Source organism: Marinobacter sp. DSM 26671 (assembly GCF_900112835.1).
In the GTDB taxonomy this organism is placed as follows: Bacteria; Pseudomonadota; Gammaproteobacteria; order Pseudomonadales; family Oleiphilaceae; genus Marinobacter; species Marinobacter flavimaris.
On the sequence record NZ_FONF01000004.1, the window covers coordinates 194185 to 213563 of the forward strand.

At 59.0% G+C, this 19379-nt stretch carries 17 protein-coding genes; 3 read left to right on the top strand and 14 right to left on the bottom strand.

The window, feature by feature from the left end; all coding sequences use genetic code 11:
- Window positions 1-134: 134 nt before the first annotated feature.
- On the bottom strand, window positions 135-1286 hold the full coding sequence (locus tag BM035_RS06340; protein WP_092030756.1) for an alpha/beta fold hydrolase: 1152 nt from the start codon (window positions 1284-1286) through the stop codon (window positions 135-137).
- Window positions 1287-1511: 225 nt separating this feature from the next.
- Between BM035_RS06340 and BM035_RS06345 the strand changes: the two genes are divergently transcribed.
- The gene (locus BM035_RS06345) at window positions 1512-2405 is read left to right on the top strand and encodes an acyltransferase (RefSeq protein WP_053113281.1); all 894 of its coding nucleotides are present in this window, start codon (window positions 1512-1514) and stop codon (window positions 2403-2405) included.
- Between the two features lie 10 nt (window positions 2406-2415).
- On the opposite strand, the gene BM035_RS06350 is transcribed toward BM035_RS06345, so the two are convergent.
- From BM035_RS06350 to folE, 12 genes are all read right to left on the bottom strand, one after another.
- The gene (locus BM035_RS06350; protein ID WP_008172739.1) at window positions 2416-2619 is read right to left on the bottom strand and encodes a hypothetical protein; all 204 of its coding nucleotides are present in this window, start codon (window positions 2617-2619) and stop codon (window positions 2416-2418) included.
- Window positions 2620-2680: 61 nt separating this feature from the next.
- Window positions 2681-4666: a ribonuclease R family protein gene (locus BM035_RS06355; protein WP_053113280.1), complete on the bottom strand. Its 1986-nt coding sequence runs from the start codon at window positions 4664-4666 to the stop codon at window positions 2681-2683.
- 74 nt (window positions 4667-4740) lie between these two features.
- A complete protein-coding gene (locus BM035_RS06360) occupies window positions 4741-6459 on the bottom strand; it encodes a diguanylate cyclase (RefSeq protein WP_092030758.1) in 1719 nt (572 codons plus the stop codon).
- Window positions 6460-6615: 156 nt separating this feature from the next.
- Window positions 6616-7065 (bottom strand): DUF411 domain-containing protein, encoded by a 450-nt coding sequence (locus BM035_RS06365; RefSeq protein ID WP_008172744.1) that lies wholly within the window; start codon window positions 7063-7065, stop codon window positions 6616-6618.
- Between the two features lie 126 nt (window positions 7066-7191).
- Entirely contained in the window at window positions 7192-9813 is a 2622-nt protein-coding gene (locus BM035_RS06370; protein ID WP_092030759.1) for a heavy metal translocating P-type ATPase, read from the bottom strand.
- A gap of 6 nt (window positions 9814-9819) precedes the next feature.
- Window positions 9820-10224, bottom strand: a complete 405-nt coding sequence (locus BM035_RS06375; RefSeq protein ID WP_175497349.1) for a MerR family transcriptional regulator — start codon at window positions 10222-10224, stop codon at window positions 9820-9822.
- Between the two features lie 101 nt (window positions 10225-10325).
- Complete coding sequence (locus BM035_RS06380; RefSeq protein WP_008172753.1) at window positions 10326-10637, bottom strand: hypothetical protein; 312 nt, start codon at window positions 10635-10637, stop codon at window positions 10326-10328.
- Between the two features lie 50 nt (window positions 10638-10687).
- On the bottom strand, window positions 10688-12955 hold the full coding sequence (locus BM035_RS06385; RefSeq protein ID WP_254775401.1) for a bifunctional diguanylate cyclase/phosphodiesterase: 2268 nt from the start codon (window positions 12953-12955) through the stop codon (window positions 10688-10690).
- A 55-nt stretch (window positions 12956-13010) separates the two neighbouring features.
- Window positions 13011-14327, bottom strand: coding sequence for an HD-GYP domain-containing protein (locus tag BM035_RS06390; protein ID WP_092030762.1), 1317 nt, complete (start codon window positions 14325-14327; stop codon window positions 13011-13013).
- A gap of 106 nt (window positions 14328-14433) precedes the next feature.
- The gene (locus BM035_RS06395) at window positions 14434-14871 is read right to left on the bottom strand and encodes a CoA-binding protein (RefSeq protein WP_053113275.1); all 438 of its coding nucleotides are present in this window, start codon (window positions 14869-14871) and stop codon (window positions 14434-14436) included.
- A gap of 23 nt (window positions 14872-14894) precedes the next feature.
- Window positions 14895-15269: a dihydroneopterin triphosphate 2'-epimerase gene (gene folX, locus BM035_RS06400; protein WP_053113274.1), complete on the bottom strand. Its 375-nt coding sequence runs from the start codon at window positions 15267-15269 to the stop codon at window positions 14895-14897.
- A 24-nt stretch (window positions 15270-15293) separates the two neighbouring features.
- Complete coding sequence (gene folE / locus BM035_RS06405) at window positions 15294-15863, bottom strand: GTP cyclohydrolase I FolE (RefSeq protein WP_008172758.1); 570 nt, start codon at window positions 15861-15863, stop codon at window positions 15294-15296.
- A gap of 196 nt (window positions 15864-16059) precedes the next feature.
- Here folE and BM035_RS06410 point away from each other — a divergent pair, with 196 nt between their 5' ends.
- Window positions 16060-16980 carry an alpha/beta fold hydrolase gene (locus BM035_RS06410; protein ID WP_008172759.1) on the top strand — a complete coding sequence of 307 codons (921 nt, stop codon included), beginning with the start codon at window positions 16060-16062 and terminating at the stop codon, window positions 16978-16980.
- Window positions 16981-16999: 19 nt separating this feature from the next.
- Here BM035_RS06410 and BM035_RS06415 read toward each other — a convergent pair whose 3' ends face one another.
- Window positions 17000-18067 (bottom strand): GGDEF domain-containing protein, encoded by a 1068-nt coding sequence (locus tag BM035_RS06415; protein ID WP_014578682.1) that lies wholly within the window; start codon window positions 18065-18067, stop codon window positions 17000-17002.
- 195 nt (window positions 18068-18262) lie between these two features.
- Here BM035_RS06415 and BM035_RS06420 point away from each other — a divergent pair, with 195 nt between their 5' ends.
- Complete coding sequence (locus BM035_RS06420) at window positions 18263-19345, top strand: patatin-like phospholipase family protein (protein ID WP_092030764.1); 1083 nt, start codon at window positions 18263-18265, stop codon at window positions 19343-19345.
- Window positions 19346-19379 lie beyond the last annotated feature (34 nt).

Genomic DNA, 19379 nt, shown 5'->3' on the forward strand with positions numbered 1-19379 from the left:
GGTGTCGGGGAGGGCTTTCCAAAACTGTCTGTCGCCATGGATGGCGACAGTCAAGCGTCACATGGACGTGCCGCAAGGAGCGTGTTTTGGAAAGCCCTCCCCGACACCTGCCGGCAAACTCCAAACTCAAAAACTCAGTCCGACCGAAAAGCGAGCCAATCCGCCAACTCCAGCCAACTCTGACGAGGCGCCTTACTCCCCGCAAGAATGCCCATATGACCACCCGGCACAACCCGGAACGTCTTGTCCGTAGAGCTCACATGATCCATCACCCGCTTGGCCGCACCCGGCGTCACGAGCGTGTCGTCGCCCCCGGCGATGGCCAGTAAGTTGGCACTCACATTGTCCAGCCTGGCAACATCCTCGCCGATCTGTATTTCCCCTTTGGACAACTGGTTGTCGATCCAGACCCGCACCACCGTGTCCTGAATGATCCCGCCGGGGTAGGCCACCATACGGTCCAGAAACGCCGATGTGGTGGCGTGACTGGTGACAAACTCCCGGTCACCCAGACGGATGATCAATTCCCAGTAACTCATCACGCTGGCAATCGGATTGGTCAGCTTGAACCCGATGGTATTGGCCCAGCCGGGGGTATGAAACCAGTGAGGTTTCACATCGTGAAGCCGGAACCCGGTGCGTTTCCGCACAAACCCGGCCACATCCGCCATGCGCTGATTCACAAGCCCCAGGATCCCGGATGCATGGCTGTCGATCGGCGAGCCCAGCACAATGGCATTGCGCACATGTTGATCGTTGCTGAGCGCGGAATAGAACAGCGTGAACATGCCACCCATACTCCAGCCATGCAGCGACAACTCCTGTTCACCGCTATGCTCCCGAACCCGGTTCAGGTAGGCCGGCAGCAACTCGGCCACATAGGTATGCAGGTTGTAGTGACTGTGTTCCCGCGTGGGCATGCCCCAGTCGATCAGATACACCTCAAATCCCTTGGCACGCAGAAACCGAACCAGACTGCGCTGGGGAAACAGATCGTAGATCAGCATATTCACCGCCAGGGGCGGCACGATCACAATCGGTGTCTTATGGGCCGTGCGCTCAACCGCAATGGTCTCGCCTTCCAGCTCGATGAAATCCTCGGCCAGTGGTGGGTAGTAACGCAGGCTGACCAGACCATCGGTATACAGGGTTTCAAACGGCGTCTGCCCGGCCTGCACCAGACTGGCGGCCCGGAACACCCGGTCGAAAGCGTTGCCGGCATAAAGGGCCGTTTGCCGGGTAACGCCTGCCGCCCGGTCAGCGGCGGATTTGAAGAGATTGGGCATGGGAATGTCCATGGAGAATTTGACGCTCACTATACGGATTACCGAACTTCTACTGTCCCGTCTCGCAGGCCAGACATCGAGATTATCCATGGTGAGGCGCAAATCACCATGGCAGAAGTGTCCAAACCGGTGGGCAAACCGGTCACTTCAGGCCACTGCCCAATGCGGTCTGTGGTTGCTATCATTAGCCCCTATTTGGAAACAATAACCAGAAACAGGACCGCCATGCTCAGCTTTCTCCCTGCCCCCGTCATCGGTGTACTCAATTCTATCCTGTTGGGAATCAACACCCTGTTCTGGTGCATCCTGCTCTACATCCCGGCCATTCTCAAACTCATCATCCCCATCCAGGGCTTCCGGGTCCTGTGTACTCGGGTCATCATCTGGATCGCGGAAGCCTGGGTTGCCTGCAACACCGGCTGGATGAAGCTGACCCATGGCACGAAATGGGATGTGAAAGGTGCCGAAAACCTCCAGCGGGAAAGCTGGTACCTGGTGCTGGCCAATCACCAGAGCTGGGTGGATATCTTCGCCATGCAGCGGGTGTTCAACCATCGGGCGCCGTTCCTCAAGTTCTTCCTCAAGCAGCAGCTGATCTGGGTGCCGGTGATCGGCCTCGCGTGGTGGGGTCTGGATTTCCCGTTCATGAAGCGCTACACCCGGGAATACCTGATCAAACATCCGGAGAAGCGGGGCGAGGATCTTCGGTCAACCCGCAGGGCCTGTGAGAAGTTCCGGTACACCCCGGTGAGTGTGATGAACTTTGTCGAAGGCACCCGGTTTACCCAGGCCAAACACGACAAACAGAAGTCGGCCTACAAGCACCTGCTGACGCCCAAGGCTGGCGGTGCCGCCTTCGTGCTCGACGCCATGGGCGATTCGATCCAGACCCTGGTGGACGTGACCATCGCCTATCCGGACGGAGCACCCACCTTCTGGGAATTTATCTCTGGCCGGGTCAAGGAAGTCAAAATGGAAATCCACACCGTTGATATCCCGGAGCATCTGAAAGGCCGGGACTACTCAACGGATGCAGAGCACCGCCGGAACGTGAAAAACTGGCTGGGGGATCAGTGGCAGGCGAAGGATGAACGGCTGGAGCGGATGCTGGCCCGGTAATTACCGGGCATCAGCTGTCGGAGTCGTCTTCCACTTCATCCGGGTGTTCCTGCTTGTAGCGCTCCCACTCTTCCCAGTCGTGGGGCGTCCCCGCATGGGGCCGGCGCAGGTGCTTGGCGTGCTCCATGGCGTTGTGGCGCAGGCTGTGGTCCCGCTCTTCCTCTTCCTTGTCAAAACCGTACTTTTTCAGAAATTCGTCAGGGCTGATGGGCATGGCGCACCTCCATCAAAGGAATATGTCCTTGTAAGTACGATGCGCCTGCCCGTGTGGTTTTTCAACCGTCGTCGGAGCCGGTCCCGGTCGGGATCTCCTGTGCTTCCACCAGCTTGAAGTTGATCTGCCTGCGTTCTTCGTCCACGCCTGCAAAGCTTACCGTTACCGGCTGCTCCAGCTGGAAGATTCGGCCGTTCTTGTTGTGGATCAGGCGAAGAGTGACCGGGTCAAAGCTGTATTTGCCATCCAGATCCTTGCAGCTGACGAACCCTTCCAATCCGTTGGCATCCAGCCGTACAAAGAAACCGGCGGGCACCGTGCGGCTGATCACACCGCTCATGGGTTCTTCGCCGAGTGTTTTGGCAAAGTCACTCTTGAGCCAGGCTTCCAGACTGTTTGCCGCCTGACGGGCGCGGATCTGTGCAGCCTGCAGGGCCTCGAGTTGATCCTCGGTCAAGGCCTTCATGGGGGTGTCCCACAGCGCCGACTTGATCAGCCGGTGGACATAGAAGTCCGAGAACTTGCGCAGTGGCGAAGTAAAGGTGGTGTAGGCGTCCAGGCCCATACCCTGGTGAGGCGCGGGCTTGAAGCTCAGTTCGGCCCGGGCCAGCTGGCGGGACAGTATGGCTTTGACCGGCACCTCGGCTTCCAGGGCATCGGTTTCTTTCATCAGTTTCCGGAAGCCTTCGGCCTGATGGGCATCAACCCCCGAGAGATGTGGTGCGTGGCTGTCGATCAGTGCCCGGATGTTGTCGGCGCGATCATCCCGTAGCCCGGGGTGCTGGATAAACAACCCTGCAGTCTGGTTGGCGAGGAAGTCTGCGGCGCAGCGGTTGGCGGCGACCATGCACTCTTCCACCAGCCGATGGGCTTCATTCTGGACGGACGGTTCAATCAGCCGGATGCGTTTGTTTTCATCGAGCCGGAGGCGGAATTCCGGCCGGTCGCCGCTCAGCAGCGCATGTTCACTGCGCCATTTCCTGAGTGCTGTCGCTGCCTGGTGCAACTGGTCCAGGCTGTTGGCAACGTCGTCCGGAAGTGCCTTGATCTCATCGTCCTCCCGACCTTCGATCAGGTTTGAGACGAGCTCGTAGCTGAGCTTGCCCTTGGACTGGATAACCGCCTGGTGAAAGCTGTAGTCGCCCAGGCTGCCATCGTTGTTAACCTGAAGATCACATACCAGAGCCAGCCGCTTCACGTCTGGCATCAGAGAGCACAGGCGGGTGCTGATGCTGTCAGGCAGCATGGGCAGGGGTTCGCCCGGGAAGTAAATGGCGGTGGCGCGATTGAACGCCTCCTGCTCCGCGGGGCTGTCGGTTTCGATCACAGCGGTCGGGTCGGCAATGGCGATCGACAGCGTCCAGCCGGTGGCGTTGGGTTCGGCCAGCAGGGCATCGTCCATGTCCTGGGTGCCCGGGCTGTCGATGGTCACATACGGGCGATCCGTGCGGTCTTCCCGCCCGGCTTCCCGGGATTCGATATCACTCTCACTGAGGCTGTCGGCCTGTGTACGCACCGCGTCCGGCCAGGTGTCGGCCAGATCAAAGGTAGCCAGGGTGAAAGAGCGTTCAATACCGGGTTCTCCCGCCTTGCCGATTACCCGCAGTACCTTGGCCTGGCCCTTGCCATCCTTGATCGGATGCTTGTGAATCTGACAGTAGAGGTAATCGTCCTGCTGGGCGTTCATTCGCTCTTTGGGGGGAATGAAGATCCAGCGGTTGATGCCCGGGGTTTCGGGCACCACGAAATGGCCTTTGCCTTTCACCAGGTAACGGCCAACAAAGGTGTTCAGGCGGGTTTCCAGCAGTTCGTCCACAACACCCTGGGTTTTGCCTTTCTCAACCTCCTGCTCGGTGACATTCACCCGGTCCCCGGGCAGCACCTTCTGCATTTCCTCGGGTGGCAGGAAGACATCCCGGCCTTCGTCGAGCGCAACAAATCCGAAGCGGCCATTGGTGGCTTTGACTGTTCCGGGAAAAACCACCTTGTTGTCCTTGATATCCGATTTCAGCTGGCGCAACTGGCTGAGGGCGTCGGCATTGAGCATGAAGTAACCTGGCTGGTAAAAAAAATGAATGATGGGGCGGAGTATAACGGTTATGGCGGTATGAGTCAGACCCGTTACGCGGGGTTAATCTCCGGGTCTTCCGAGGTGGTAATACAGACCCGGTTGCGCCCCTCATCCTTGGCCTGATAAAGCGCCCGATCCGCTTGACGAAGAATGGTATCGGTGCTGTCACCCGGCAGAGCAAAGTAGCCACCAACACTGACGGTGACCTGGGTGCCGGTTTTGCGGCTCTCCTGTTCCACGGATTCCCGGATGCGGAGGGCGATACGGTGTAGTGTCTCTGGATCGCAGGGCGACAACAGGACCACGAACTCGTCCCCACCCCAGCGTCCCGGATGGTCGTAGGGGCGCACGCCGGCTTTCAGCCACAGGGCAACCCGGCACAGGATCTGATCGCCGGCCTGATGGCCCAGGTTGTCATTGATGCTCTTGAAATGGTCAATGTCCAGCCAGATCACGCCAAAGCCGGTCTCCTGGCGGCGGGCCCGCTGGATTTCCTCATCCAGCACTTCGTCCAGGCCGCGACGGTTTTTCAGGCCGGTCAGGGGATCGACGCGGGCCAGTCGGTTCAACTCATCCGTTCTTTGAGCGACTTTTTCTTCGAGTTCCCGGGTAGAGTGGCCGAGGCTCTGGGTCATTTTCTCGAAATGATCCGCCAGCCAGCCGATCTCATTATCCGGTTTATCCAGCCGCGGCAGATCGAAGCTGCCCTCCCGGACTTTTTCCACGGCGTGTTTCAGGCTCATGATGGGCTTGAGAATCCGGGACTGGATAATCAGGTGGAACAGCACCAGTGTGACCAGCAGTGTGCCCAGGAATACCGCCACCAGCGGCCACAGATAGCTGGTTGGCAAGAGTGTATTGAGGTCAAGCAGGGTGATCTCAAACCAGCCAATCGCCGGCAGGAAGGCAACCCCGGCCAGATGCTTGCGGCCATCCACCGTCACGAAGCCGCTTTCCACCTGGCCGGCCTGGTCGCCCGGCTTCTTGAGAAGCTGCAACATACCGAGAATCTGCTGCTTGTCCTGGGGATCATCGAACAGCAGGTCGATGGTGTTCTTCTGGCCTTCGGGTTTGATGATGCTGGCGAAGTCGATGTAGTTCCGGTCGCGATAGAGCTGGATGGCGCCATTGTAATCCACGAACAGGGTGGTGATGCCCTCCTGACCGATGTCGACAATATCCTGCAGAAAAGCATCCAGACTCAGACCGGTTCCGACCATACCGACAATTTCGCCGGCCTCATCGCGCATCAGCACATCAATCCAGAGTTTGGTAACACCCAGCTCGGTATCCGGATTTACGTTGAGGTGGAAGTCGCGACCTTCTTCTATGAGCTGGAAAAACCAGGCGTCATCCGGCTTGTCTTTATCCAGCACATATCGGAACTGGTTACCGGCGTATTCGTTCTCCTCGTTGTTGTAGTAATAGTGGGCATTGTTGACGAGGGCAACGAAGTAGTTGTTGTCCCGGAAATTGGAACGAAAACTCTCCATCTGGCGGATGGCTTCAGCTTGGAGTGCGGTGTCATCCGGATTAGCGGCCCAGTTGATCAGGGCGGAGGAACTGGCCATCTGTTTGGCCAACCCGATTTCCCGCTCCAGGGACTGCAGCAGGCGGGCGCTGTCGTAGCGAACCTGTATTTCCGCGACCTGTTGGCCCCAGCGTTCGATGATGCTCTCGGACAGCTCCCGGTAGGCCAGCCACGAAGCCACGGAAGCCACGATGATGAGACTGGCGGCCAGGCCAAGGATGCGGGTTTTAAGGCTCAACGAGTATCCCTCTCGGATTTTTCTGGGTTTCTGGGCGCCAATGATAGAACACTGGTTAACCAGAGTGTAGAAAAAACAGACAGGGACTGGCAGGAAGCGGGAGGAAAAGGAGGCCGCAAGGGCCGATAAATACCGGCCCTTGCCTGGTTATTGGCGTTAATTGTGCTCGGAAAAGATCCGGGTCTGTCCCGCCTCGTTAAACAGGATGACCTTGTAATGATCTTTCCGGTCGCCCATTTCCATGCCGGGTGACCCCATGGGCATCCCGGGCACGCTGAGGCCGGTGGCCTGGGGTGCTTCGCTGATCAGGCGCTTGATGTCCTCGGCTGGCACATGGCCCTCGATGACGTAGTCACCCACGAATGCGGTATGGCAACTGCCAAGACCGGCAATCAGGCCTGCGTCGGCCTTGATCCTGCCCATATCGTTGGTGTTGGTCGCCTCCACCTCGAAGCCATTTTCTTTCAGGTGATCTATCCAGTCATCACAGCAGCCGCAGGTCGGGGATTTGTAAACGTGGATGCTCTGGGCTGCGCCGGCTGCCAGCGCCGTGGTGCTGAATCCCAGGGCTGCCATCAGGCCAAAAGCCAGGGTGTGTTTTTTCATGGCAAGTACCTCAGTGGTGATGTTGATGTTTACTTGAGCCTGTGTCGTCAGAACCGGAAAGCCAGAACCACCAGACGATGGCTGCCATCAGGGCAAGACCTCCGACGTTGACCAGCATTGTTTCCATCAGTTCCGCTCCTGTTGCTGTTTCGGATCACTGTTGCTGTCGTTCTGTTCCGGACGGTGACTGGTTCGGAACAACCTCAGACGGTTGGCGTTCGAAACCACCGTCACCGAAGACAGGGACATGGCAGCGCCGGCCAGTATCGGACTCATCAGTATTCCCCAGACAGGGTAGAGCAGGCCGGCGGCCACCGGAATACCCATTGTGTTGTATACGAACGCGCCAAACAGGTTCTGGTGAATATTTTTCACCGTGGCCCGGGAGATCTCGATGGCATCGGGCACGCCGTGGAGCGAGCCTCGCATCAGCGTGATGCCGGCGCTCTCAATGGCCACATCCGTGCCGGTGCCGATGGCAAAACCGACGTCCGCCGCCGCCAGGGCCGGAGCATCGTTGATGCCGTCGCCGACCATGGCGACTGTGTGGCCCTTGCCGCGCATTTCACTGACCACCTCGGCCTTGTCTTCAGGCAGCACTTCCGCGCGATAGTCATCGATGCCGGCTTTTTTCGCGATGGCCTTTGCGGTGGCGTCGACATCGCCTGTGACCATCATCACCTTGATGCCAGCCTTGTGAAGGCGCTGGATGGCAGCCTTGGAGTCCGGTTTGATGGCATCGGCAACGCCAATGACCCCCAGAGCTTCGGTGCCCAATGCCAGAAACAGGGGCGTGCCGGCTTCTTGGGTAATCGAGTGGGCGGCATCGTCCAGATCGCCCAGCGCAACGCCCTGGTCTTCCAGCCAGCGGCGGTTGCCCAGACGCACGGGCTTGCCGTCGAGTTCACCTTGCACGCCTTTACCATTCAGGGCCTCGAAACCGGTCAGCTTCTCCAGCTGAACGCTTTTTTCTTTGGCCTTCGCCAGAATCGCCTCGGCCAAAGGGTGTTCGGAGTGTTGTTCCAGCCCCGCCGCGAGCGCCAGCAGGCGTTGCTCTTCACCGTCGCTGGCATGAACCCGGGTAACTGCCGGATGACCTTCGGTGATGGTGCCGGTTTTATCGAGTATCACCAGGTCCAGCTTACCGGCGGTCTGCAGCGCATCGCCCTGGCGGATCAGGGCGCCGTATTCCGCCGCCTTGCCAACGCCAACCATCACCGACATGGGCGTGGCCAGGCCCAGGGCGCAGGGGCAGGCGATGATCAGCACCGTGGTGGCGGCCACCATCATATGAACCACCGCCGGTTCCGGCCCGACGTTGTACCAGACCAGCGCCGCCACGACGGCAATCAGCATCACGGTGGGCACGAACACCGACGAAATCTTGTCCGCAAGCCGTCCAATGGCAGGCTTCGAGCCCTGGGCTTTTTTCACCAGCTTGATGATTTGAGCCAGCGCGGTGTCACTGCCAACCCGGGTGGCCTCGTAGACAATCGAACCATGGGTGTTGAGGGTGCCGGCAGACACCTCATCGCCTTCCGATTTGCTCACCGGCATGGGCTCACCGGTGAGCATGCTCTCATCAATGCGAGTAGAGCCTTCGGCAATCACGCCATCGACCGGCAGTTTCTCACCGGGTCTTACCCGGATGTGGTCGCCCTTGAGAACCTCCTCTACCGGAATGTCCTGCTCTTCACCATCCCGAATCACCCGCGCGGTTTTCGCCCGCAGGTCCAGCAACCGGCGCACCGCCTCCGATGTCTTGCCTTTGGCCCGAAGCTCCAGGGCCTGACCCAGGTTGATCAGGCCGATGATCATCGCCGAGGCCTCAAAGTAGACATGGCGAGCCATCTCCGGCAACGCGCCGGGAATACTGGTGACGACAATGGAATAAAGCCAGGCGGTGCCGGTACCCAGGGCAATCAGGGTGTCCATGTTGGCGTTATGGTGCCGGAATGCCTTCCAAGCACCAGTGTAGAAGTGTCGTCCGGTAGCGATCATTACCCCAAGAGTGAGAATGCCCAGGTTCAGCCAGGTGAGCTGATTGGCATCCGTCACCATCATGGTGTCGAAACCCATGCCGTAGACCATCAGCCCAAGACCCAGGCTCAGACTCACGGCCATCTTTATCAGCAGTGTCTTGTACTGCTTCCGGTCTTCCTCCTGCTTGCGTGCGTCCGCTTCGTCCTCGTCCTCGATCACGCTGGCGCCATAACCGGCATTTTCTATTGCCTTCACCAGCGCCTCGGGATCGGCATCACCCGTGGCCGTGGCGGTATTGTCCGCCAGGTTCATATGGGAATGGCGGATACCGGAGACCGACATCAGGGCCTTCTCAATGGTGTTTACACAGGAAGAACAGGTAGCACCGGTCACTGACAGATGAATCTGCCCGTCCGCACCGGCTGCTGCCCCAGAACCAGTCGGAGCAGAATCTGCCTCGGTTGCCTGATCTTCAGAGTCGTCGGCGGTATCGGCCTCATCCTCATTCCCTGAAGAACAGCAACTGGCCGGCTCGGCGTCTTCCTGGAAAGGCTCGGCCGGGTAGCCGGTCTCGGTGACAATCCGAGCCGCCTCATCAGCATCCACGCCCTCCGGCAGGTCCACGGTCTGTTTTTCCAGATCGACCTCAACCAGCTCAGCATCGCCTGTCAACGGCTCCAGGGCGCTGCGAATCTTCTTCACACAGCCCTGGCAGGAAGCCCCGGAAATGCTGAGAGTGGTTTGTAAAACAGGTGTGTCAGTCATCCAGAATCACTCCTCGTTCTGTTCAGTTGCCCCGCAACAGGGCGCCGGATCATCCCAGTGTTCGATCAACCGGCAAATGGTATGGCCATCGGGCGTACCATCCGGCATGTCCTGCCAGGCGGCCAGCGCGGCGGTCATCCGCTTGCGCAACTGCTGCAGCTCCTGAATCTCCCGCTCAACCTCCGCCAACCGGTGCTGAAACACATCCCGAACCATCGGACACGGCGAATGATGATTGTCCGCCTGATCCAGGATCTGTCTTATCTCAGGCAACGAAAATCCCAGCTGCCGCGCCTTACGGGCAAACCGAAGCCGTCGAAGATCCTCGGCATCGAACTGCTGGTAGTTGTTGTCCGGGTTACGGGTCGGTTTGAGCAGGTTCTCGCGGGTGTAAAACCGGACCGTACCCACCTCAGCACGGCAAACTCTAAACCAATTAAGAATAGAGTAAAACCTGTGAGCAACTCACAGGTCAAAGGTTTTCTTGAGGAGGGAAAATCGAAGGACGGCTATCAATCCCGCGAGCGAAGAAACGTACCGCAGGTCTTGCACTGATCCGGCGCCATCAGCTTCGCCTGCCAGCCAATCTTGTGGCCACAAGCCGGACACGCCAGCTTCAGCTGCAGAACAATAATAGGCGTGATCAGCGCAGCGATCAGAACACCCAGGGGGCCCCAGCTTTCACCGCTGGACAACCCAAGCTGACTGCTGAACACCAGAATGACGGTCAGCGCCACAAACGCGAAAATGAAATAGTTCCGGTTCCAGCGTTCCCACTGGCGAATTTTATCGTCCTGCTCCGGAGTCAGGTATTGCGCGGCCATAGAATCTCACCTGAAGGATTTACCCGTATCTTGGGGACGGGCCGCGGCAATTACAATCCGGAATCGGCCGTAATGCCCGCCACCAGAACACCGGAAGCCAGGGCCTTCTCAAGGTCGGAAACCGGAATCGGTCGGCTGATCAGATAACCCTGGGCAAAGTTACATCGATGATTCTTCAGGAAACTCAGCTGCTCCTCGGTTTCCACACCCTCGGCCACCACCTCAATACCCAGGTTGTGAGCCAGGTTGATCACCGCCCGGGTAATCACCGCGTCGTCATGGCGTTCCGTGACTTCCGTGATAAACGAGCGGTCGATTTTCAGCAGGTCAACGGGGAAATCCCGAAGGTAACCGAGCGACGAATAACCCACCCCGAAGTCATCAATGGCAAGGTGAACACCCAACTGGTGCAGACGCGAAAGCTGATTCAGGTTGTGCTCGATGTTCTGGATGAAGATTTCCTCGGTGAGCTCGACCTCCAGGCGATTCGCCGGCACATTCTCCGCCGCCAGGGCTTCCCGAATGTGGTCCACCAGATCCTCGTCGTCCAGCTCCCGGCCCGAGAGATTGACCGCAATGCGCAGGCCCTCATGGGGAGTGCCTTTCCATGCGGCCAACTGCCGACAGGCCGCCATGACCACCCAGCGCCCGATATCAGTGATCCGACCGCTCTCTTCCGCCAGCGGGATAAACTCCACCGGCGGCAGAAGACCGCGGCGGGGATGGCGCCAGCGGATCAGCGCCTCGACGCTCTGGATTTCACCGGTGTTCAGGTTCAGCTGGGGTTGATAGAAGAGCACGAATTCGTTGTTGGCCAGGGCCTGGCTCAGATCCTTGTCCAGTTCAAGACGCATGACTTCCCGTTGCTGCATGCCCTCGGTATAGAACTGATAGGTATTCCGGCCCTGTTCCTTGGCCCGGTAGAGGGCAATGTCGGCATTGCGCAACAGCGTATCCGCATCCAGACCGCTCTGCGGGTACACCGCTACACCCATTGTGGCGGTAATGCTGTGGGACTGTCCCTGAACATCGAAGGGCTGGTCGAAGCACTGTTTGATCTGGCCCAGCAGGTGAATGATGTCGTCAATGTCGTCCACCTGTTGCTGGCAGAACATGAACTCATCGCCCCCGGAGTAGGCCACCAGCAGGCGTTCATTGCTGAGGCGGTTCAGCCGCTCGGACACCTTGATCAGCAGTTCATCCCCGAACTGGTGGCCGAGGGAGTCGTTGAGGGTCTGGAAACGGTCCAGGTCCAGCATCACCAGGGCAACCTGGCGCATCTGGCGATCGGCAATGTTCAGGGTGTGGGACAGGTCTTCCATGAAGAACCGACGGTTCGCCAGGCCGGTGAGGGTGTCGGTGGATTCCAGTCGCGCCAGATCTTTCTGAATGGCGGTGCGCTGCGCGATTTCCTGATCCAGTTCCCGGCGGGTCTTCAGCAGCGCGCGGTTGCGCTTGAGAATGAGCTGTACCAGCAGCGTGGTCAGACTGGTCAGCAGACCCATCAGCAAAAGGGTTGCAAAGGTCATCCCCGGCCAATAGCTGTACTGGCTTTCCACCCATTCAGTGGAAGGGCGCAGGGTCAATGTCCAGTCCAGGGTCGGCAAATTAACGTCCTGGGTCTGGGCAAAGTCGCGACTAACCGGCTGGGACACGTTCAGTTCATAGCTCACCTCGCCGGCCTCGCGAATCTCGACCCGGAAGGAGTCCAGAACCCGCTCGGTGAGAAGCTGGCGCGCCAGCACTTCCATTCTGAACACGCCCGCTATAAAGCCATTATTCTCGGGGCCGGCACCCACCGGTGCATAGATCACCATGCCCTTGCCGCCCTGGCGCAAATTAATGATACCGGAAAGATCCCAGCTGCCGGACTGTTTCGCCCGTTCCAGTGCCTGGCGCCGTTCCTCGTTGAAGGCGACGTTGTAGCCGATGACCTCTTCGTTGTCGGTAATCGGCTCCAGCCAGCGGATAATGAAATCGTAGTCAATCCACTCAATGGCCTGGTAAACGCCGAAGTCGTCGAGGTAGTTGCGGGCATCCCGCCGCCACTCCTGTTTGGTTTTGGCAGGGTCTGCCTCCAGGCGTTTGGCCATGCGCCGGATGGCTTCGGCGTGGATCAGAAATTCCCGCTCCAGGTGGTTGGCCATGGCCCGGGCTTCGTTGGTCAGGTTTGCTTCTATCTGACGTTTGTCCTGCTGTACCAGCCCGTAGCGCAGGCCGGCTGCCAGACCCAGGAAAACCAGAAAGATCACCACCGGAAACAGCGGGCTCAGCAGGCCCGAGACAACAGGTTTGGGAGGTGATACAGGTTGTTCCACAGGTTACTCCGTGACTTTAAACGGTGGTACCGGGCAGTCGGCAGCGCCAGCGCAATTATGAAGCATTTCTACCGGCCACCGCCATCAGTTGCTTGATTCGGTCCCGAAGCGAGACTCCAAAGGCGCCGTCGGACAGTGGCCGTGCAATTTCCGGAGAACCCTCGTCAGGTTCGGAACCCGTGCCTCCCAGGTCGATGATACGCGGGGTGACTGGCTGCTTGTCGCCATTGAGCAGCACCTCCACCTTTGGTTTCAGCTTGCGCCGGGGGTGGGTCGCCAGGACGATGGCCACTTCGCCCGTCGACAGCTCGACCAGGCTGCCGGGCGGATACACGCCAATCATCCGTATGAAGGCTTCCACCATGGAAGCGTCGAACTGTTGGCCGCGGTTACGGAACAGGATGCGAATGGCTTCGGAGGCCGGTAGCCCATCCCGGTAACACCGGTCGCTGGTAATGGCATCGAAGGCGTCGACGATGGAAACCAGACGGGCGAAACGGCTGATCTGCCACTCCGCCAGCTGTTCAGGATAGCCGCGACCATCCATGCGTTCATGGTGGTGACGGGAGACATCGCTGATAATCGGATCCAGATTGACATCAGCACAAAGCAATTCGTAACCCAGCGTTGTGTGCTGTCGCATGATGCTGTGCTCTTCCGGCGTCAACGCGCCGGGTTTATTGAGGATCTCGTCGGGAACCCTGAGTTTGCCAATGTCGTGCAGAAGACCGCACATGCCCACGGTCTCCAGGTCCTCGTCCGGCATGCCCAGGAAGCGGGCAAAGGCGACACAGAATATAGCCACCCTGAGGCAATGCTCTGCGGTGTAGGCATCCCGGGACTTTATCCGGCTCATCCAGAACATGGCGCTTGCGTTGGCTTTCACGCTGTCCACGCACTCCCGGATGATGGGGCGGGCGCTCTGCAGGTTGAGGTCATTACCGGCTTCAATCTGTCGGGTGACTTCTTCCACAAAGGCCTGGGTCCGGCTCCAGGTTGCGTGTGCCCTTGGGAGTTCCTGCTGGAGAGAGCAGGTTTCCGGCAGCGGTTCGCTGGTGCGACGCTTGAGTAGCGAGATCTGATCGAGCACCGGGTTCAGGCGTGATTCTTCATCCTCCACCAGAACCCACTCACAGTACTGCCGCAGAATCTGCGCCTGGTTGTCATCAGTCAGGGTGAAGCCCTGAAACAGAACCGGCACCTGGGTCCAGGGCCGGTCCAGGCTCACGACGCGCATGCCGGGCTGGAGAAGGTCCACCGGTAAGCGCACCCGCTGGAGAGTCGAAACAGGGGAGTCCGAATGAGTTGCGAGCGCCGACGGCGCCGAGACGGAATGTCGGTGCTGTTTGCTGGATTTACGTCGGAACCACATGGCTCTACCAGTCTTCTGTTTTATGTCCGGTGATTATGTCAGACCTGACAGACCGGTTACAGAAGAGTGCTGGAAGTGTGACGCAGTTCCTGATGCAGATCGGGTATCAGGCGTTTCCGGAAACTCTGGCAATCCCCAGCCGGGGAATTTCCTGCTTGGGGCAACGGTCCATCACCACGGTCAGCCCCGAGGCTTCCGCTCGCGCCGCCCCTTCATGGTTGATGACGCCAATCTGGAGCCAGACCACGGGGATTTTCAGATCGATGGCCTGGTCGATAATCGCATCGGTGCGCTCCGGCGCCAGGAACAGGTCAACCATGTCCACCGGTTCGGGAAGGCTTCGGAGGTCGGCGTATACCGTTTCACCGAGCACGGTCTGACCTGCCAGGCGGGGATTGACCGGTAGGATTCGGTAGCCCTGGGACTGCAGGTACTCCATGACCTCATGGGAAGGCCGGCTGGTCTTTTCACTCGCGCCGACAAGGGCGATGGTCCTGACAGTGGTCAGGATGTCACGCAACTGTTCCGGGCTGGTACTGGGCATGATGCTGGCGAAACCTCGCTGGATTAACGGTGTGCCTGCAGACAGACAGACACGGACTCCGCGTAGCGTAGCGCGTGGGGCTTGTCGATTTCCACCTCGGCCCACTGGACCGCCTCGTGTTCCATGACAATGGTCAGGACCTCGTGGGTCAGGCGTTCCAGCAGGGCGAAGCGATTGCCATCCACGTGGTGAATGATCTGCTTGGTGATGGTGCGATAGTTGAGGGCGGCAGAGATTTCATTCCGGTTTACCGCCTCAGAGGCATCGTAAGTCAGCGCGACGTTAATCAACACGTCCTGCTGATTATTGATTTCTTCTTCCTTGATGCCGATGTAGGCCCTGAGAAGAAGATCCTTGATGCGGACTTTTGCCAGGTGATTCCCGTTGACGTCTGTCATGCGCCCTCCCTCGGGTCAGATAGTTCAGCGATTGTTACTGATCAGCGTCAGAAACTCTGTGCGGGTCGCCTGGGATTTGCGGAACTGCCCCAGCATCATCGAGGTTTTCATGCGGGAATTCTGTTTCTCCACGCCCCGCATCATCATGCACATGTGCTGGGCTTCGATGACAACGGCCACGCCCTTGGCGCCCGTGACGCTCTCAACAGCTTCGGCAATCTGTCGGGTCAGGTTTTCCTGGATCTGCAGACGGCGGGCGTACATGTCGACGATGCGGGCAAACTTGGACAGGCCCAGTACCTTGCCAGCGGGCAGGTAGGCAATGTGGCACTTGCCGATGAACGGCAGCATATGGTGCTCACACATGCTGTAGAGTTCGATATCCTGAACCACGACCATTTCATCCATGGCCGATTCGAATACCGCATTGTTCACCAGGTCGCCAAGGTCCTGCTGGTACCCGCACGTGAGGAACTGCATGGCCTTGGCCGCGCGCATTGGAGTGTCTTGCAGACCCTCGCGATCCGGGTCTTCGCCCAGGCCATCGATGATGGCACGGAAGTGCCCTGAGAGGTCGTCAAGGAGTTTACTCATAGTCTTTTCCGGTTAGCAGTGTCTTACGAGGGCCAAAGCTTAAGGCAATTTGCCCGCCATCTCTACGCTTTACGCAGGCATCGTCGGAAAAGACCACTTTGGCCGCCACGCCCAATGGTATGGGCGGTGGGGCTATGGCAGTGGCGGCCGGTTTGTTCTACAGTTTCAGGCTATCAATGTTCGTCGGGGACAATGCATGGATGAGGTGATGCCGACCGTTGGTGGGGTTTCCGCCGCGGGGCGCGAGGAAGGCACCCTGGAAGGGTGGCAACATGGAGGTAAGTGGTTCAGTTTCGAGGGACATGCCATCTTCAGCCGGATGGCAGGCTCGGGAGAACCGCTGGTGCTGATCCATGGATTTCCCACTGCCAGCTGGGACTGGAATCGACTCTGGCCGATGCTGATTCAGCAGCACAACGTGCTGGCCCTGGACATGCTGGGCTTTGGCTTTTCCGATAAACCCGCCGATTACGATTACAGCATTGAAGACCAGGCGGATCTGTTTCAGGGCTGGATTGAGGGTCTGGGTCTGCCGTCCGTGCACCTTCTGGTTCATGACTACGGGTGCAGTGTTGCCCAGGAGCTTCTGGCGAGGGAGCAAGAGGACCTGCTGCCATTCCGGATTGCGAGTGTCTGTTTCCTCAACGGCGCCCTTTTCCCCGAGGTCCACAATCCCCTGCTTATTCAGAAGCTGCTGGGGAGCCCCTTTGGCGGGCTGATCAGCCGAGGCCTGACCCGACGCAGTTTCGAGCGAAACTTCCGCCGGTTATTCGGAAGCCAGAATCCGCCTGATCGACAGGATATGGAGGATTTCTGGCACCTGCTGACCTACAACAACGGCCGGGGCATCCTGCATCATCTGATCCAGTTCATGGAAGAACGACGCTGTCACCGCAACCGGTGGGTTGGCGCGCTGCAGAAGGCAACGCAGCCGATGCGATTGATTTCGGGTACCGCCGATCCGGTCTCGGGTGCCGGCATGGTCAGACGCTACAGGGAACTGATGCCCGATGGTGATGTGGTCACCCTCAGGAATATCGGGCACTACCCCCATCTGGAGTGCCCCTGGGAAGTTTTCAGTGCCTATCGGGAGTTTCGCAAGCGCTGCGAGGGATAACCCCCGGGGCGGGCTTTCCTTAGCCCGATGCGGAATCGGGCATATCCTCGGCACCCCGGCCTACAACCGGTAGCGGCCGGGCCGCGTTGACGACCTGGTTGCGACCCCGGGATTTTGCTTCGTAAAGCGCCTGGTCCGCCCGGTTCAGCCAGACTGACCAGGTCTCACCCTTGCTGACCTCGGCGACACTGGCACTGGCGGTTACCTTGATATCTTCCAGGAATGGCCGTGCGCTGATGCTGGTCAAAAGCTGATTCGCCAGCACATCGGCATCTTTCTGGCGGGTTTCCGGCAGAACGATCATGAACTCCTCACCACCAATCCGGAACAGCTGATCGCTCTCGCGCAGGCGGGATCTCAGGCGCAGTGCCATTTCCGTGAGCACCTTGTCGCCGGCCAGATGACCCCACTGATCGTTGATCGTCTTGAAGTAGTCAAGGTCCAGCAGAATCAGGCTGGAGACCCGCTCATACCGCTCCCGCATCTGAATCTGACCGTTGAGGATGTCAGCCAGTTGCGAACGGTTCAGACAGCCGGTCAGGGGATCGGTGGTTGCCAGTCGCGTGAGTTCCTGCTGAAGCTTGCCCACCAGCCAGGCGAAAATCATGGCAAACAGGCACGTGAGGCCCAGCGAAAAGGTTATCCGCCAGAAGTCGGCCTCGGGAAATCGTAAAAAGGACACGACGGCCATAACGACAACGAAAACAATGTTACTTCCAATCGCCTCCCTGAGCGGTAGTAAAAAGAACAGGGCCGTGGCCGCCGGGTAGGCCCAGTACAGGCCGGCATGGCCATTGATGTGTGTCGAGTAGGCGGCACTGACCACGGCGAGCAGTGGAAACAGACGGCCTTTGAGGAAGTAGGTGCCCCGGAACCTCAGGAATGCGATAACCAGAAGGGCGTTCGTGCAGAACAGGACCAGTACCGCGGAAAGCAGATAATGGGATTGCTGCCATTGCACCAGAACCAGGGGCGCTACGGCGATAAATGCCCAGAAATGCAGGTGATAAACCAACTGGCGCTTGAAACCCAGCACCGCGAGTGTCGGGTTGGTGGCAAGGGTGGAGGGTGGTACCGAAAAATTCACAGCATACTCCCGCTGTTTGAGTCGTATCCGCCCGCGTCCGGTGCCGGGACAGTCTTGAAGTCTAGCATGGCCGTTCATTTAATGAAGCAGACAGCGCCGTTTATGACCACCATTAGTTTTGTTCAGTTGGCCGCGCCTTGTCCACTTCGTTAAACTCCGCGGGACTGATTCAGGGACACGCCCAGGGACCATCCTATGACTGCTATTCACATCCGAGAACCGGCTCTGACGATCCGGGCAGGCCGGCGCGCGATGCAGCGCCTCAGGGAAACGCCGCTGTCGCCCGAGGATGTGCATGTCATTCCGGGTGCTGCCGGTGGCCCCAAGGCTCTGGGAATAAGTGGCCTGGATAAAGCCATTTTCGGTGACTGGTTGCCAAGGGTTCCCCAGGAGCGATCATTGATCGGCTCGTCGATCGGCAGCTGGCGTTTTGCCGCCGTGGCTTCCTCCGATGACCCGAAAGCCCAGCTTGCCCGGCTGGCGGAACTTTATACCGCACAACGCTTTGCCAAGGGTGTCAGCGCTGAGGAAGTGAGCCGCAAGAGCGTGCTGTTTCTGGAAGAGCTGCTCGGTGGGCGGGAAGACGCCATTCTGAACCACCCATGGTACCGACTGAACGTTGTGGTCGTTCGCAGCCTTGGCATGCTGGCGGAAGACGCCCGGGGCCGGCTGGGGCTCGGCCTTATGGGCGCGATCAGCGCCAACATGGTCAGTCGTCGTCATCTGGGCAGGTTCATGGAGCGGGGCATCATCCATGACGCCCGCCTGAAAGCGCCTGTGTCCAACCTGGTGGATTTTCCCAGCCACGAGGTTGCGTTTAACCGGGATAACCTGTTGCCTGCTCTCCTGGCCTCCGCATCTATCCCCCTGGTGATGTCCGGTGTCCGCAATATCCCCGGCGCGCCCGAGGGTGTCTATCGAGACGGTGGTTTGCTGGACTACCACCTGGATCTGCCTTACCAGCAGCCTGGCGTGGTGCTCTACCCGCATTTCACCGATAAGGTGGTTCCCGGCTGGTTCGACAAGTCCCTGCCCTGGCGGCGGGGCGACGCCTCCCGGTTGCAGGACGTGCTGCTGGTTGCGCCATCAAGAAGCTATCTGGAGTCCCTGCCTGACCGCAAGCTCCCGGACCGGAAGGATTTCGAGCGCTATGCCGGTGACGATGCCGGCCGGGAACGGGCCTGGCGTTCGGCGATTGCCGAGAGTGATCGCCTTGGCGATGAGTTTATGGAACTCACCGAAACCCGGCGCCTGCCCGATGTCATCAGGCCGCTCTGAACACAGGGCTTCCGAAAGAGTGACTATACTGGTG